Raw genomic sequence first — 15126 nt, 5'->3', positions numbered from 1 at the left:
CCCGCCGCGCCGGCGTCCGGCCGGTCGCGAAGGGGACACGGCCGCGGGCCGGGACCGCGGGAGGTCCCGGTCAGCCGGCGGTCTCGCGCCAGCGGTTGGTGATGGGGAGGCGGCGGTCGCGGCCGAAGTTCTTGGGAGTGATCTTGGGGCCCGGAGGATACTGGCGGCGCTTGTACTCGGCCAGGTCGACCAGGCGGATCACCCGGGCGACCAGCGCGGGATCATGTCCGGCGGCGATCAGCTCGGCCGAGCCCATGTCCCTCTCGACGTAGTCGCCCAGCAGCCGGTCCAGGACCCCGTACTCGGGAAGGGAGTCGGTGTCGCGCTGGTCGGGGCGGAGTTCCGCGCTGGGCTCCTTCTCGATCGAGTTCTCCGGGATCGGCGGCACCGCGAAGGGGTGCAGGAACTCGCCCGAGCGGCCCGCCTGGGCGTTGCGCCAGCGCGACAGCTCCCAGACCAGGGTCTTGAGCACGTCCTTGATGGGCGCGAAGCCACCCGCGGAGTCGCCGTAGAGGGTGGAGTAGCCGGTGGCCAGTTCGCTCTTGTTGCCGGTGGTGAGGACGAGGTGGCCGTGCTGGTTGGACAGGCTCATCAGGAGCATGCCGCGCACCCGGGCCTGGAGGTTCTCCGCGGCCAGGCCGGAGAGCTCGATCTCCTTCTCGAAGCCGCTGACGATGTCGGCGATCGGCACGGTGTGAGCGTTGATCCCCTGCCGGTCGACCAGTTCCTGGGCGTCGCTCAGCGAGTGGTCGGAGGAGTAGCGGGAGGGCATCAGCACCGCGTGCACCCGGTCGGGGCCGAGGGCGTCGGAGGCGATCGTGGCGGTCAGCGCCGAGTCGATGCCGCCGGACAGGCCCAGGATGACCGACTCGAAGCCGTTCTTGGCGACGTAGTCGCGGACCGCGAGGACCAGCGCCGAGTAGATCTCGGCGGTGTCGTCGAGCTGCTCGGCGAGCGTGGGGGGCTCCGGCTCGTACGGCTCCAGGGGGCGGGGCGACACCTCCAGCCGCTCCACCGTGATCACGCTGTTGTCCCCGGCGTCCACCTGGAACTCCCCGAGCCCCCCGTACCTGGCCTCGGGCAGCTCCAGGTCCGTGACCAGCAGTTCCTCGGAGAAGCGCGCCGCGCGCGCGATGAGCTCGCCGGAGGCGGAGACGACGAGCGAGTCGCCGTCGAAGACCAGCTCGTCCTGGCCGCCGACCTGGTTGACGTAGGCGAGGGCGCAACCGGCCTCGCGGGCACGCCTGGCCACCAGCGCCAGCCGTACGTCGTCCTTCTCCTTCTCGTACGGCGAGGCGTTCGGCACCACCAGCAGCCCGGCTCCGGCCTCGGCCGCCACGGCGACGGGGCCGCCCTCCTGCCAGAGGTCCTCGCAGACCGCGATCGCCACGTCGACGCCGTGCAGCCGGAAGATCGGCAGCCGGTCGCCGCGGACGAAGTAGCGGTACTCGTCGAAGACGCCGTAGTTGGGCAGGTGGTGCTTGGCGGTCTTGACGACCACCCGGCCCCGGTGGAGCAGTGCCGCCGCGTCGAGCGGGGCGCCCTTGGGCTGGCCGACCCGCGGGGCGAGATTCGCGCGGTCCACGTAGCCGGCGACGACCGGGATCTCGCCGAGTCCCGCCTCATCCAGCCGTCGCGCGGCCTCCTCGATCGCGGAGATCGACGCCTCCACGAACGAGGTGCGCAACACCAGGTCCTCGGCGGGATAGCCGGTCAGGAACATCTCGGTGAAGACGACCAGGTGCGCGCCGCGGTCCGCGGCGCGCCGGGTCCACTCGACGAGCCTGTCGGTGTTGGCGGCCAGGTCACCGACGGCGGGATTGCTCTGGGCCAGGGCGATACGGAGTTGAGCCACACGCCCATCCTATTGGGACGTACCACGGGATCACCGTTCAGGTGATCTCTCCGGGCGCGCTTTGCCCATATCTCCTGCTATATCGGGATGAAAGGTGCGGTCCAGATCCGGGGACCGTCCGGGAAGCCGGTGAGGTGCGGCGAGAACGGCACGTTCCGGGTTCCGCCGGCCGGTTGCCCGTCGGCCGGCGTCCGATGTCGCCGTCCGGCGGGCAGCACGTGGGCCGTCAAGAGGCGTCAGTCGAGAACCCCGACCAGCCCGAGGTTCCTCGCCCCCGCCGGCTCGGTCACCCGCTGCAGCTCCTTGCCCGCGCGGGAGAGGATCACGATCGTGTTGGCGGTCGTGCCCCTGACACGGACCGCCAGGCGGCCGTCGCGCAGGTAACGCGCGCCGAGCAGCCGCCCCTTGACCGGGATGGCGACCTTCGCCCCGGTCCTGGTGTCGTAGATCGACGGGGAGAACGACAGCGGCCAGGAACCGTCACCGCCCGGGGCGTTCGCGCCGATGGCGTTGACCACCACCCTGCGGCCGTCGGGTGACAGGCTCTCCACGTGGTTGGCGAGCTTGATGCCGGGGCTGCGGCTGGAGACACGCCTTCCGGTGTCCAGGAGGTAGACGCCGTTGACGTCGCCCGCGTACCCGGCGAGAGTCCTGCCGTCGGCCGACCAGGTCAGGTGGCAGGGACCGAGGGTCTTGCCGGCGTTGACCGAGCCCTTGCCGTCGGCGCCGACCACGGCCACGGTGGTGGCCTCGGCCGTGCCCCGCACCGGGTAGGCGAGCCGCTTGCCGTCGGCGGTCCAGGCGGGGGTCAGGCAGGGACCGCCGTAGGCGGCGTTCTTGGCGATCACCTTGTCCCCGGTGGCCGACTTGACGTGCAGCCTGCTCTTGTCGTCGATCCAGGCGACCTTGCCGCCGCCGGGCGCGACCGCGAACTGGCCGGCGAAGGCCCCGCCTCCGGCGGTCAGGCGGCTCCAGCCTCCCCGGTGGGTCAGCGCCTCGACCCCGTTGCCGGTGTGGCGGAAGTAGACGGCGCCCGCCACAGGGGCCGTCCGGGGTGAGGCCACCGCGGGGGTGGCGGTGGCAGACACGGCGAGTGCGGCGCCGGCGGCCAGTGCCCAGTACTTCAAGGAGATCTCCTCGGGTCGATTCCTTAACGGAGTTAGAGTCCCGAGAGTGACAGAAGGTTTACCGGCGGTCGGCCGTGATCGGCAGCACGGCCTCCACGACCGTGCCGCCGCCGGGTGCCGCCTCGATCACGCAGGTCCCGCCCAGCTCGGCGGCGCGCTCGCGCATGGAGAGCAGTCCGACTCCCGAGCGGGGGCCGGCGGGCAGCCCGTGCCCGTCGTCCTGGACACGCACCACCAGTGACTCCCCGCGCCGCAGCGAGATGGTCGCGGAGCTGGCCCTCGCGTGCTTGCGGACGTTGGTGAGCCCCTCCTGCGCGATGCGGTAGGCGGCCACCTCGGCCGCCGCGGGCAGGTCCGACAGGTTGCCCTCGGTCTCCACGGCGACCCTCGGTGTGCCCTCCTGGGCGAGGGCCCGCACGGCCCCCGCCAGGCCCAGATCGTCGAGGGTGGGCGGCCGCAGGCCGTACACCAGTTCCCTGATCTCCTCGCTGACCGCGTCCATGCCGGCGCGCAGCTCCGCCAGGAGCCGGTCGGCGGAGTCGGGGGCGGTGCGCAGGCTGATCCTGGCCATGTTGATGACCATCGCCATGTCGGTCAGCGCGTGGCCGAGCCCGTCGTGCAGGTCCCTGCGCAGACGGCGGCGCTCCTCCTCGCGGGCGGTGAGGATACGCTCCCGGGAGTGCTGCAGGTCGGCGGTCATTCGCGCCGCGTGCACCACGTCGGCGACGTACGGCGTGGCCACCGCGATCAGGCGGTCGTTGTGCGCGGCGGCGAACCTGCGGGGGCCGGGGGAGCCCAGCAGCAGCAGCCCGACCGGCTCGCCGTGCCAGACCAGTGGTACACCGCGTGGCGCCGGGCCCAGCAGGCCGACCTGTATCTGCCTGGCGCCGGGCCCGTACACCTCGACCGCGACCCCGGTGACGCTCAGCCCGTCCTTGACCGCCGCGGCGACGGCGGCGAGCGCGTTGGTCGGTTCGGTCTCGCGGACCTCCCTGGCCAGGCGCGCGGCGAACGCCCGCGGATCGCCGTGCGTGCCGTACATGAGCCGGTCCACCAGGCCTCTGAGCCTGCGCCGGAGCGGATGGAAGATCATTCCGGCGAGCAGGGCCGCGATCAGGCCGCCGATCCGGTCGTATCCCCACAGGGCCAGCCCGGCGACCGCGCCGACCGCGTAGATGACGCTGACCGCGGCGATCAACCCGGCGGCGACGAAGGCGCGGCTGACCACGGTGTCGATGCCGTAGAGCCGGTAGCGCAGCACCGAGAAGGTGATGGCCACCGGGATCAGCCCGGTCCAGAATGTGGCGGCCGGCCACCAGTCGGATCCGGCGAGCAGGCAGGCGACGTAGAAGGCGAACGCGAAGAGCGGCCAGGCGATCTGCCGGCGCAGTACGGAGCCGGCCCGCCGGAAGCGCAACACCAGGGAGACCAGCGCCAGTAACGCGAGAACCGATATCAGGAGGGCGAACGCCTGGCGCAGGGCCATGCTGTAGGGGGCCGTGGCCTCCAGCGCGAGCGGGTTGGGAATGATCCGCGGCCAGGGGTAGCTCGCCTGATCGGGTTTCGGGCGGGTGAGGTCGAGCAGCGTGGCGATCACCGCCACGACCGCGCTGATCGCCACCATCGGCCGCCAGCGCCGGGAGGGCAGCCTGCCGTCGGGGGAGTAGAGCGGGAGTGTGACCGCCAGCAGGATCCCGCCGACCTGGTGGCCGATGACCATGGGCCAGCGGAGGTAGCCGGCCATGTCCATGTCTCCCGCCGCGGCGAAGGCGAACATCACCGACTCGGAGAAGATGTCGATCGCGCACAGCAGGCCGCCCACGCACATCAGCCATGCCGTGGCCGGACGCGCGCGGTGGACCAGCAGGAAGGCGCCCACCACGGGGAACATCAGCCCCGCCATCAGCTGGGGCGTGCCGTTCGCCTCCGGGTGCCACTCGGGCGGCACGTCGAGGCGGAGCACGACCCCGCCGACGATGAGTCCCACGGAGAGGGCGGCCATCGCCACGGCGGCGAGCCGCCGTGGCGAGCGCAGCAGAGTGCGCGCGAGCGGCACGGCGGGCCCGGCGGGCACCGTGAGCGCGTCGACGGCCCGCCTGGGCACGTCGCCGACACCGTCGAGCACCCGACCGTGCTCCCGTGCCCGCGGGTGCATCGCTATCTGCCCACGTCGCCAGGGTTGACCAGCCCGGACTCGTACGCGGTGACGACGAGCTGGGCCCGGTCGAACAGCCCGAGGTGGTCCAGCAGCTTGACCACCGACTGTGAGACCGACCGCTCGGAGACCGCGAGGGTCGCCGCGATCTGCCGGTTGGTCAGCCCTCTGGCGACCAGCTTCATCAGGTCGAGGTCCGCGTCGCCGAGACCGGCGAGGCCGGGCGGCGCGGACGGGTTGGTGCGCCCGGCGAAGGCCGCGATCAGGCGGGTGGTGACGGCGGGGTCGATCAGCGCGTCCCCGGCCTGCGCGGCTCGTATCGCGGTGATGAGCTGCTCGGGCGCCGACGTCTTGAGGACGAACCCGCTCACCCCCGCGCGCAGCGCCGCGTAGAGGTTGTCGTCCGTGCCGAAGGTGGTCATCATGACGACCTTCGGCGGTGCCTCGTCGGCCAGAATCCGCCGCGCGGCGGTCAGCCCGTCCAGCCTGGGCATCTGGATGTCCATCAGCACCAGGTCCGGAGCGGTCTCCCGGACCACTGCGATCGCCTGCTCGCCGTTCTCCGCCTCCCCGACGAGCTCGAAGCCGGGCTCGCTGTCCAGCACCACGCGCAGGCCGGTGCGGACCAGGGCCTGGTCGTCCACCACCACGATTCGCAGCCCGGGCAGCGCCCGCGCCCGCTCCTCGGTGGCCGCCGGGCGTGGTGCCGCCGGTTCCGCCGGGCGCGCGGCGACCGGCTCCGCGGGCGGGTCGAGGTGAACGGCCTGGGCCAGCATGTCGGACTCCAGGCGCTGCAGGGCGGCGCCGAGGTCGAGGCCGAGCTCGTCGCGGAGCATCCCCCTGGCCCGTCGGAGCGCTCCCAGCGCGTCCCCCTGCCTGCCGTTGCGGTACAGGGCCAGCGCGAGCAGCCGCCAGGCCTCCTCCCGCAGCGGGTGCGCCGAGGCGTGCGCCTCCAGGTCGGCGACCAGGGCACCGGAGTGACCGAGGAGGAGTCCCGCGTCGGCGCGGCGTTCGACCGCGATCAGCCGCAGCTCCTCCAGCCGGCCCGCCTCGGTCACCGCCCACGGCAGGTCGGAGAACTCGGCCAGGGCCGGGCCACGCCAGAGTGCGAGGGCGGTCTCCAGCCGACTCCACACCTCGGCGGGCTCGCCACCGGCCTTGACCGCGTTCTCGAACATCCAGGAGTCCACCTGGTCCGCTGAGGCGCGCAGCGCGTAGCCCGGCGGGGCGGAGACCAGTACCTCGGCCTCCTCCCGCGGCGCGCGGCCGGGTTCCAGGGCACGCCGCAGCCGCGACACGTATCCCTGGATGGTCGACAGGGCCTGGGTCGGAGGTTCACCCGGCCACAGCTCGTCGATCAGCATGGTCACCGGGACGGCGCGGCCACCGGCTACGAGGAGCCGGGCCAGCACCGCCATCTGGCGCTGGCCGCCGAGATCGAGCAGTGCGCCGTTGTGGCGCGCCTGGAACGGTCCGAGAGCACGAAATGTCAGCATTGCAGGCGTAAGGGTAGAGCTACCTGGGCCAACGTCATAGGGCAATACTCACCATCGTTCGCAGGCTGTAAGAAATCATCGGTGGTCATATCTCCACATTCAAGTTCACCGGAAGAACGGCTTCGACCATGGTGCCCCCTTCGGGAGGTGTCGTGATCATGCATGTCCCGCCGAGTTCGGCGGCTCGCTCGCGCATCGAGGCCAGCCCGATCCCCAAGCGACGCTCCGCGGGGATGCCGACCCCGTCGTCGTGCACCCGGATGCTCAAGAAGTCCTCGCCGCGTTCCAGCGACAGCCGCACCGTCGTGGCGCCGGCGTGCTTGCGGGCGTTGGTCAGCGCCTCCTGCGCGATCCGGTAGGCGGCCACCTCGGTGGCGGCGGGCAGCCCCGACAGCTCGCCCCTGACCTCCACGGTGGCGCCGGAGCCCGCCATCTCCGCCACCGCGCCGGCCAGGCCCAGCTCGTCGAGGGTGGGCGGTCGCAGGCCGTACACCAGGTGCCTGATGTCGCTGGTGACGCTGTCCATGCCGGAGCGCAGCTCGCTGAGCATGCGCTCGGCCGTCTCGGGGGAGACGCGCAGGGAGTGCCTGGCCGCGTTGATGGACATCGCCATCCCGCTGAGCGACTGGCCGAGGCCGTCGTGCAGGTCGCGGCGGAGGCGGCGGCGTTCCTCCTCGCGGGTGGTGACGATCCGCTCCCGGGAACGCCGTAGCGCGCCGACCAGCCGGACCGCGTGGGCCGCGTCCGCCACGTACGGCGTGAGCGCGGCGATGACCCGCTCGTTGTGCGCGGCCGGCAGGCGCCTGGCACCCGGGGGGCCGATGAGCAGGCGGCCGACGGGCTCGCCGTGCCACACGAGCCGGATGTCGCGCGCCACCTCCTCCAGCGTCCCCGCCGTCGCCTCCTCGGGCCAGCCGCCGGAAAAGCGCACGCCCGTACCGGTGACGGCCAGACCGTCGCGCAGCACCTCCAGGGCGGCGGCCAGCCCGCCCGCCGGATCGGTGTGCTGCAGCCTGCGCCCGAGTTCGGCGGCCAGTGCCACCGGGTCGCCCTTGCTGCCGTAGAGCAGGCGGTCGGCGCCGCGCTGGAGCACCCGCCGTATCGGCTGGAAGAACGCCCCCGCGCAGAGCGCGGCGACCAGGCCGCCGATCCGGTCCACGTCGGACAGGAACAGGCTGGAGGCGGTGCCCACCGCCACGTACACCCCGCCGATCACGCCGACCAGGCCCGCGCCGACCAGGGCCCTGGTGACGAGCGTGTCGATCCCGTAGAGGCGGTACCGCAGCACCGAGAAGATGATCGCGAGCGGGACCAGCGGAATCGTGAACGACGCCAGCCACCACACCGGGTTGCCGAGCACCCAGGGGACGATGACCATGGCGATCGCGACCAGCGGCCACAGGATCTGCCTGCGCCCCTCCGGGCCCGATCTCCGGAACCGGGCGGCCAGCGAGACGAAGGCCAGGAGTATCACCGCGTTGGTGATCATGTACAGGAACAACGTGAAGGGGTGCGGCTCCGACCGCTCGGGCGAGGATATGAATTCCATCGCGAACGCCTCGACCGCCAGGACGGCGACCGAGCCCCAGACCAGCGGTCGCCAGCGCGGGGAGGGCAGTCTCCCGTCCGGGTAGAGCAGCGGCAGCAGCACGACCAGAAGCAGGATGGTCAGACTCCAGCTCACCCCGGCGACCGTCCAGAGCACCTTGGGTGCGGTCGTCCAGTCCCGTATCACCCCCAGCAGGGCGAGGTTCACCGTGAGGCTGTTCAGCGCGGAGAACAGTCCGCCCAGGCAGAGCAGCCAGCCGATGACCAACCGGGGCCGCTGGAACGCCAGCAGCGCCCCAAGGATGGGGAACGCGGTGCCGGCCACGTCCTCCGGCGCGAACGGCAGCGGCGTGTAGGAGGGTGGTGGGAGCTGCGCCGTGACCCAGACGTTGACGCACACCATCGCGACGGACGCGCTGGTGATCAGCACCGCCGCTACCCGCCCCTGGACGGGCGTCACCCTTGGGATCGACAGGTTCAGCCCGCGCATGGTGGTTCAGGCCCTTCATCTGGTACTTGGAAGGACCTTAACCGGCTTGAAACGCAAACCAATCAATAAGAGATCAAAGCAGGGCGTATCTCGTACGAAGCCCCGGAGCCGGCGGGCGCTTTCACCCGGCCCGCTCCCACCCGGGCGGACTCGCCCGGGTGGGAGCGGGTGCCGGTCACGGCACGTCGTACCGGCTGGACTCCAGGAGCCATTCCAGCTGCGCTCTCGGCGCCGCGAGGAACGCGCACGCGACCTTGCTGACCTCCCTGGCCTGGCCGGTCGACAGCTCGAACCGGTCGAACAGCGCCGGCAGCCGGCGCGCGGAGATCCGCAGATCCTCGGCGCGGACGGCGATCCGGTCGTTCACCCAGGTGACGGCGGCGCCGTCGGAGAGCCCGAACGCGGTCGCGGCGACCGTCACGTAGTTGTGCACGTCGCCGTTGGCCCGCTCCTTGTGGTGCGAGGCGACGTCGTTGCACCACGCGGTGACGTCGTTGCAGGCGTCCACCAGCGTCCGCCACGTCGTGCTCTCGCGCAGCCCCGCGGGTACCTCCACCCCCAGGCACGGCTCCACCAGGTCGAACAGGTAGGGGCCCGCGGTGCCCCGCCGCAGCCGCGGATACTCCGCGGGGGAGGGCACCCGGCCCGCGCACCGGTTCTCGGCCTCGGTGCGGCACGCCTCGCCCTGCGCCGCCAGCCCCGCCAGGAACCGGTGCCGCCACCGGGTGCTCATCCGCCCCGCGGTGATCTTCCAGAGGTCGGCGAAGGCGACCTCGACGGGCGAGGAGGCGTGGCCGGGAGCGCGCGCGACGAGGTCGAGCCTGGCGAAGGCGGTCTCCACGATCTCGGCCGCGCGCCCGGCGGGCTTCTCGTCCCACTCGTCGTCGAAATGGAACAGCCAGGTCAGCCATTTGGCGAACAGCAGCGCCGCCTCCACGCCGAACCCGGCGAAGGCCCGGCCCGCCATCCGCTCGAACCCGGCGCGCGGGGGAGCCTCCAGCCCGGTCTCGCGGGCCCAGCCGGCGAGTCCGGCGCCGATCAGGTCGACCGAGGGATGCATCCGGCACGGTGCGGACATCGCCGGTACGAGCTCGGCGAGGGGGAGCAGCGAAGCCGCGGCCACCCCGGAGAGGGGTGGCGGCTCCGGGCATCCCGCGGTCCCGGGGGGCGGGGCGGCGAAGGGACGCATGACAGGTGCGGGAGATGGGTGCAGGGAGTGCGACAAGGGCTGTGAGTGGGGTCGGGGAAAGGTCAGGGGATCGCCGAACGTTGGGGTGAGAGCCACTACAGCGGACCGAACAGCCAGTTGCCGGCCACGTCCGGATCGGCGCTCGTGTAGAACTGCCGGGTCGCCTCGACCAGTTCGCCCACGGACACCGCGCCGTCGCCGTCGCCGTCGAGCCGCTGGAAGGCGGCCGTCACATCCTCGCGGGAGGTGCCGAACGCGGCCATCATGACCCAGAACTCGTCCGGCCCGACGACGCCGTCGCCGTCGGGGTCGCACAGCCAGGCCACCGCCTCGGCCGCGGGCCCGAAGACCGCGTCGAACCGGTCGCCCTCGACGAACGCGGAGGTCATGCCGGCGCGGAACTCCTCCGCTGAGATCGCACGGTCGCCGTCGGCGTCGATCTCCGCGGCCAGTGTCCGCCAGATCCCCTCGAAGCCCTGCTCGAGCCTGCTGCCGGCCGGGGAGGTCGGCGACTCACCGAAGCCGACGAGGATCCGGGCTCCGAGGCCGAGAAGGTCCTCGCGCCCGATCGATCCGCTGCCGTCGACGTCCATGTGCTCGAAGGCACGGTCGAGCTTGCGGTTGAGGAGCCTGGTGCTCATCGTTTACTCCGTCGTCACTTGATGGACTCGAACTATTACCCTAAGTGACGATAGCGGGGCGTTTCCAGGAGCCACTCCAGATAAGCCCTCGGGATGGTCAAGAAAGCACATGCCACCCGCGTCACGTCCTGGGAGACGGCGAGGCCGAGATCGTGTCGTTCGGTGAGCGCCGGGATCGCGCGGGCCGCCGTCCACAGCTCCTCCATCCGGGCGGCCACGCGGTCGATCACCCGCTCCTCCGCCCTCCGATTGGAGCGTTCCAGGAACGCGCCTGGCACGCCGTCCTGTTCGGCCGCCGCCTCCGCGCACCAGGCGGTCACGTCGCCGCTCGCCTCGACGAGCGCCCGCCAGCGCGGGCTCCGCCGCACCGGGGCGGGCACCTCCACCCCGTAGCAGGGCTCCACCAGGTCCAGCGGCAGGCGGCCGAAGGCGTTCGCGGGCACGCCGGTGGCCAGTCCGGCGGTGAAGCGCTCGCGCCACGCGTCACTCATCCGGGGGGCGCAGGCTCCCCAGAGATCGGCGAAGGCCCGTGTCAGCGGTGCCGTGCCCGGCTCGCCGCCCCCGGCCACGGCGAGGACCGGGGTGAGCGCCGCGGGCTCCTCGCGCAGCCGTGCCCCCCAGGTCAGCCAGCGGGCGAGCAACGTGACCGCGCGGGTTTCGCAGCGGGCGAACGCCCGCCCGGCCAGCCAGGAGGCGGCGGGGTCCGGGGCCAGCCCGGCCAGCCGGGCCCAGTCGGACGCCGCGGCCTCGACCAGGTGTATCGACGGGTGGACGGGGCAGGGCATCGTCAACGCCGCGAGGCGTTCGGTGAGCCTGACCGGTGGCGAGACCGCGTACGGTGGTTCGTGAACTTCGGTGCGCGTCATCGTTTCCCCCCGGATCGAACTTCCAGCGGCTCCGGTCGCACACTGTAAGAGGGGACGGGGCCTGTCACGCGGAGGCGCGACGCGCATCTCACTGTTCTTCCTCGTAACGTGTGCGAAACACTTAGCGGGCAAACTGATAGACCACCAGGCGTGTCGCAGCACGTCGGCAATGAAGGAGAAGCCTTGGACCGCCAGCAGGAGTTCGTTCTCCGCACCCTTGAGGAGCGCGACATCCGGTTCATCCGGCTGTGGTTCACCGATGTGCTCGGGTTCCTGAAGTCGGTGGCGATCGCCCCGGCCGAACTTGAGGGAGCCTTCGCCGAGGGCATCGGCTTCGACGGCTCGGCGATCGAGGGCTTCGCCCGGGTCTACGAGTCGGACATGCTCGCCAAGCCCGACCCGTCGACCTTCCAGATCCTTCCGTGGCGCAGCGAGACGCCGGGCGCGGCCCGGATGTTCTGCGACATCCTCATGCCGGACGGCTCGCCCTCGCACGCGGACCCGCGCTGGGTGCTCAAGCGCACCCTGTCGAAGGCCTCCGACATGGGCTTCAGTTTCTACACCCACCCGGAGATCGAGTTCTTCCTGCTGAAGAACCGGCCCGAGGGCGGTGAGCGGCCCGAGCCGATCGACGACGGCGGCTACTTCGACCACACTCCGCACAGCTCCGGCCACGACTTCCGGCGTAACGCGATCATGATGCTGGAGTCGATGGGCATCTCCGTCGAGTACAGCCACCACGAGGGCGGTCCCGGCCAGCAGGAGATCGACCTGCGCTACGCCGACGCGCTCACCACCGCCGACAACATCATGACCTTCCGCCTGGTCATGAAGGAGGTCGCGCTGGAGCAGGGCATCTGGGCGAGCTTCATGCCCAAGCCCTTCACCGAGCATCCCGGCTCCGGCATGCACACCCACATGTCGCTCTTCGAGGGCGACCGTAACGCCTTCTACGAGCCGGGCGCCGACTACCAGCTCTCCAAGATCGGCCGCTCCTTCATAGGGGGCCTGCTGGTGCACGCCGCCGAGATCACCGCGGTCTGCAACCAGTGGGTCAACTCCTACAAGCGGCTCTGGGGCGGCGCCGAGGCGATCGCCGGAGCCGGCGGCGAGGCCCCGAGCTACATCTCCTGGGGACACAACAACCGCTCGGCCCTGGTCCGGGTGCCGATGTACAAGCCGCACAAGGGCGGCTCGACCCGCATCGAGTTCCGCTCGCTCGACTCCGCCTGCAACCCCTACCTGGCCTTCGCCGTGATCCTGGCGGCCGGTCTGAGGGGAATCGAGGAGGGGTACGAGATGCCCCCCGGCGCCGAGGACGACGTCTGGGCGCTGACCTCGGCCGAGCGCAGGGCACTGGGCATCCAGCCGCTGCCCCAGTCGCTGGACGAGGCCATCGCGGTCATGGAGCGCAGCGAGCTCGTCGCCGAGACCCTCGGCGAGCACGTCTTCGACTACTTCCTGCGTAACAAGCGCGCCGAGTGGAACGAATACCGCCGCCAGGTCACCGAATTCGAGCTCGGCCGCTACCTGCCGGTCCTCTAGCCGCCTCCGTGTTTCCGGCGCGGCGGGCGTCAGGGCTCCCGTCGCGCCGACGACCACGCGGACCGTGCCGTACGGTCGCCGGGGGTGTGCCGACATGTCTCGGAGACGGGTAATCCGACGCCGCCCGCCGAACGTCATACCGGTGTTACCCGCTGCTAATCGAGGCGTCATCGACCCCGAGTTGGCTGTATGTACAAGCAGTCCGGTAAAATCGGCCAGTCCGAATACCGTTGTTTTTAAGGATAAATCGCCCTAAAAGGCGACAGGAGGTGCGGCATGACGACGGCTGCCGAGCTGCAGACCGTGCTGACCGTTCCGGCGCGTTTCCGCGGCCCCGAGGGGTCCGCGAACGGCGGATGGATCGCGGGCACGGTCTCCGAGGCGTTGCACGGCGCCCGGCACGACTCGGCCGTCGAGGTCACGCTGCACGCGCCCACGCCACTGGACACCGAGCTGTCCCTGCGCCACCTCGCCAACACCACGACCCTCACCGACGGTGAGAGGCTCCTCGTCGAGGCCATCACGGTCACCGAGGAGTTCGACGTACCGGCCTTCGTGCCCTTCAACGAGGCGGCGCGGGCCGAGGGCGGCTTCGCCGGCCTCGTCGAACACGCCTTCCCCGGCTGCTTCGCGTGCGGCATGCGCGATCCCGGCGACGGCCTGCGGATCTTCCCCGGCCCGGTCTCCGGCACCGGCCTGATCGCCGCCGGCTGGCGGGTCCCGATGACCGTCACCGACGAGGACGGCGCCGTCCCCGACGCGATCGTCTGGGCGGCCCTCGACTGCCCCACCGGCTGGGCGCACTTCCAGCCGGGCGAGTTCGCCCTGCTCGGCCGGCTGACCGCGCGGCTGCACCGCCGGATCTATCCCGGCGGCACCTACTCCGTCGTCGCCCGCGCCAGTGGCCGCGAGGGACGCAAGCTCTTCGGGGAGAGCGCCATCTACGAGACCGACGGCACCCTGGTCGCCGCCGCCAAGGCCGTCTGGATCGCTCCCGCCTAGGTCCCGCCCTCCGAAACCCCTGCCCGCCGTGGCCCGCCGGGCGGTTCCCCGCCTCGGCGGGATCCGCCGGACGGGGCCTGGCGCGGGCGATCGCGGAGCACCCCGAGACAGGCGGCACGCCGCTCGGGGAGGCCCGGCGAAGGTCTGTGATCCACCGCACCGGGCCACACCCGTGGAGATTGTCATCGGGCTGACAAGCGCGAGGTGATAAATCGCCCTGAGGCGTCGAGCTTTCCGCGCGGCGGGCGATTAGCTTCGGCAGGCATGGCATCCTCCTCCGCCGTCGCGCCGCAGGACCTCGCCGACCGGCCCGTGCCGTGGTTCGAACGCCTCCTGATCGTCCTGTTCGTCGTCGCCCCCTTCCTCGCCGTCCTGGCCGCCGTGCCCTTCGCCTGGGGGTGGGGGCTCGGGTGGCGGGACGTGGTCATCGCCGCGGTGATGTACCTCGTCACCGGGTTCGGCGTCACCGTCGGCTACCACCGGCACTTCACCCACCGCTCGTTCCAGGCCCCCACCTGGCTCCGGGTGGTGCTGGCGATCGCCGGGGGCATGTCGTTGCAGGGCCCGGTGATCCGCTGGGTGGCCGACCACCGCCGGCACCACAAGTACGCCGACAGGGACGGCGACCCGCACTCGCCGTGGCGCTTCGGGCCCGGATTCGCCGGGCTGTCCAGGGGACTCCTCCACGCCCATGTCGGCTGGCTGTTCAGTCCCGAGCAGACCTCCAGGCGGCGTTTCTGCCCCGACCTCCTCGCCGACCGGCCGATCAGGTTCCTCTCGCACAACCTGGCCTACGTGCCGGTCGTGCTGCTCTCGGTGGGCCTGCCCGCGCTGGCCGGGGGACTGTGGGGCGGCTCCTGGCAGGCCGCGCTCACCGCGGGTTTCTGGGGCGGTCCGGTACGCGTCTTCGTCCTGCACCACGTGACCTGGTCGATCAACTCGATCTGCCACACGTTCGGCAGGGAGGAGTTCTCCGTCAGGGACCGCTCCCGCAACGTGTGGTGGCTCGCGGTGGTCTCGCTGGGAGAGGCGTGGCACAACCTGCACCATGCCGACCCCACCTGTGCCAGGCACGGTGTCCTGCGCGGCCAGGTCGACCCGAGCGCCCGGCTGATCTGGCTGCTGGAACGGGCGGGCTGGGCCACCGACGTCCGCTGGCCCGACGCCGGACGGCTGGCCGCCCGCCGGGTGACCAGGACCGCCTGACGCCGG

The 15126-nt window shown here is 71.7% G+C and carries 11 protein-coding genes; 3 read left to right on the top strand and 8 right to left on the bottom strand.

What is annotated here, in order from left to right; translation table 11 throughout:
- Window positions 1-70: 70 nt before the first annotated feature.
- The 8 genes from ACFQVD_RS18030 to ACFQVD_RS17995 all read right to left on the bottom strand — a co-directional run bounded on the left by ACFQVD_RS18030 (window position 71) and on the right by ACFQVD_RS17995 (window position 11367).
- A complete protein-coding gene (locus ACFQVD_RS18030; RefSeq protein ID WP_343963940.1) occupies window positions 71-1855 on the bottom strand; it encodes an NAD+ synthase in 1785 nt (594 codons plus the stop codon).
- Window positions 1856-2091: 236 nt separating this feature from the next.
- Entirely contained in the window at window positions 2092-2982 is an 891-nt protein-coding gene (locus ACFQVD_RS18025) for a TolB family protein (protein WP_343963938.1), read from the bottom strand.
- 58 nt (window positions 2983-3040) lie between these two features.
- Window positions 3041-5107: a sensor histidine kinase gene (locus ACFQVD_RS18020; RefSeq protein ID WP_343963936.1), complete on the bottom strand. Its 2067-nt coding sequence runs from the start codon at window positions 5105-5107 to the stop codon at window positions 3041-3043.
- A 32-nt stretch (window positions 5108-5139) separates the two neighbouring features.
- Window positions 5140-6633: a BTAD domain-containing putative transcriptional regulator gene (locus ACFQVD_RS18015; RefSeq protein ID WP_343963934.1), complete on the bottom strand. Its 1494-nt coding sequence runs from the start codon at window positions 6631-6633 to the stop codon at window positions 5140-5142.
- Between the two features lie 85 nt (window positions 6634-6718).
- Window positions 6719-8671, bottom strand: a complete 1953-nt coding sequence (locus ACFQVD_RS18010; protein WP_343963932.1) for a histidine kinase — start codon at window positions 8669-8671, stop codon at window positions 6719-6721.
- A 175-nt stretch (window positions 8672-8846) separates the two neighbouring features.
- A complete protein-coding gene (locus ACFQVD_RS18005; protein ID WP_343963930.1) occupies window positions 8847-9860 on the bottom strand; it encodes a terpene synthase family protein in 1014 nt (337 codons plus the stop codon).
- A gap of 95 nt (window positions 9861-9955) precedes the next feature.
- Entirely contained in the window at window positions 9956-10501 is a 546-nt protein-coding gene (locus tag ACFQVD_RS18000; RefSeq protein ID WP_343963928.1) for an EF-hand domain-containing protein, read from the bottom strand.
- 35 nt (window positions 10502-10536) lie between these two features.
- Window positions 10537-11367, bottom strand: a complete 831-nt coding sequence (locus ACFQVD_RS17995; protein WP_343963926.1) for a terpene synthase family protein — start codon at window positions 11365-11367, stop codon at window positions 10537-10539.
- Window positions 11368-11550: 183 nt separating this feature from the next.
- Here ACFQVD_RS17995 and ACFQVD_RS17990 point away from each other — a divergent pair, with 183 nt between their 5' ends.
- The 3 genes from ACFQVD_RS17990 (at window position 11551) to ACFQVD_RS17980 (ending at window position 15120) form a co-directional block, all read left to right on the top strand.
- Window positions 11551-12912 carry a glutamine synthetase family protein gene (locus ACFQVD_RS17990; protein ID WP_343963924.1) on the top strand — a complete coding sequence of 454 codons (1362 nt, stop codon included), beginning with the start codon at window positions 11551-11553 and terminating at the stop codon, window positions 12910-12912.
- Window positions 12913-13188: 276 nt separating this feature from the next.
- Window positions 13189-13914, top strand: a complete 726-nt coding sequence (locus ACFQVD_RS17985) for a hypothetical protein (RefSeq protein ID WP_343963922.1) — start codon at window positions 13189-13191, stop codon at window positions 13912-13914.
- Window positions 13915-14178: 264 nt separating this feature from the next.
- Entirely contained in the window at window positions 14179-15120 is a 942-nt protein-coding gene (locus ACFQVD_RS17980; RefSeq protein ID WP_343963920.1) for an acyl-CoA desaturase, read from the top strand.
- The last annotated feature ends 6 nt before the right edge of the window (window positions 15121-15126 follow it).

The organism is Streptosporangium amethystogenes subsp. fukuiense (assembly GCF_042665875.1).
Taxonomy (GTDB): domain Bacteria; phylum Actinomycetota; class Actinomycetes; order Streptosporangiales; family Streptosporangiaceae; genus Streptosporangium; species Streptosporangium fukuiense.
Note: the sequence above shows the minus strand (reverse complement) of the source record. Positions and strands in the feature narration are given on the sequence as shown.

What these genes read in the sequence shown, in the direction of transcription:
- ACFQVD_RS17980 (WP_343963920.1), top strand. Translation starts at nt 14,179, where the DNA reads ATGGCATCCTCCTCCGCCGTCGCGCCGCAGGACCTCGCCGACCGGCCC.
- ACFQVD_RS17995 (WP_343963926.1), bottom strand. Translation starts at nt 11,367, where the DNA reads ATGACGCGCACCGAAGTTCACGAACCACCGTACGCGGTCTCGCCACCG.
- ACFQVD_RS18005 (WP_343963930.1), bottom strand. Translation starts at nt 9,860, where the DNA reads ATGCGTCCCTTCGCCGCCCCGCCCCCCGGGACCGCGGGATGCCCGGAG.
- ACFQVD_RS18000 (WP_343963928.1), bottom strand. Translation starts at nt 10,501, where the DNA reads ATGAGCACCAGGCTCCTCAACCGCAAGCTCGACCGTGCCTTCGAGCAC.
- ACFQVD_RS17985 (WP_343963922.1), top strand. Translation starts at nt 13,189, where the DNA reads ATGACGACGGCTGCCGAGCTGCAGACCGTGCTGACCGTTCCGGCGCGT.
- ACFQVD_RS18015 (WP_343963934.1), bottom strand. Translation starts at nt 6,633, where the DNA reads ATGCTGACATTTCGTGCTCTCGGACCGTTCCAGGCGCGCCACAACGGC.
- ACFQVD_RS18010 (WP_343963932.1), bottom strand. Translation starts at nt 8,671, where the DNA reads ATGCGCGGGCTGAACCTGTCGATCCCAAGGGTGACGCCCGTCCAGGGG.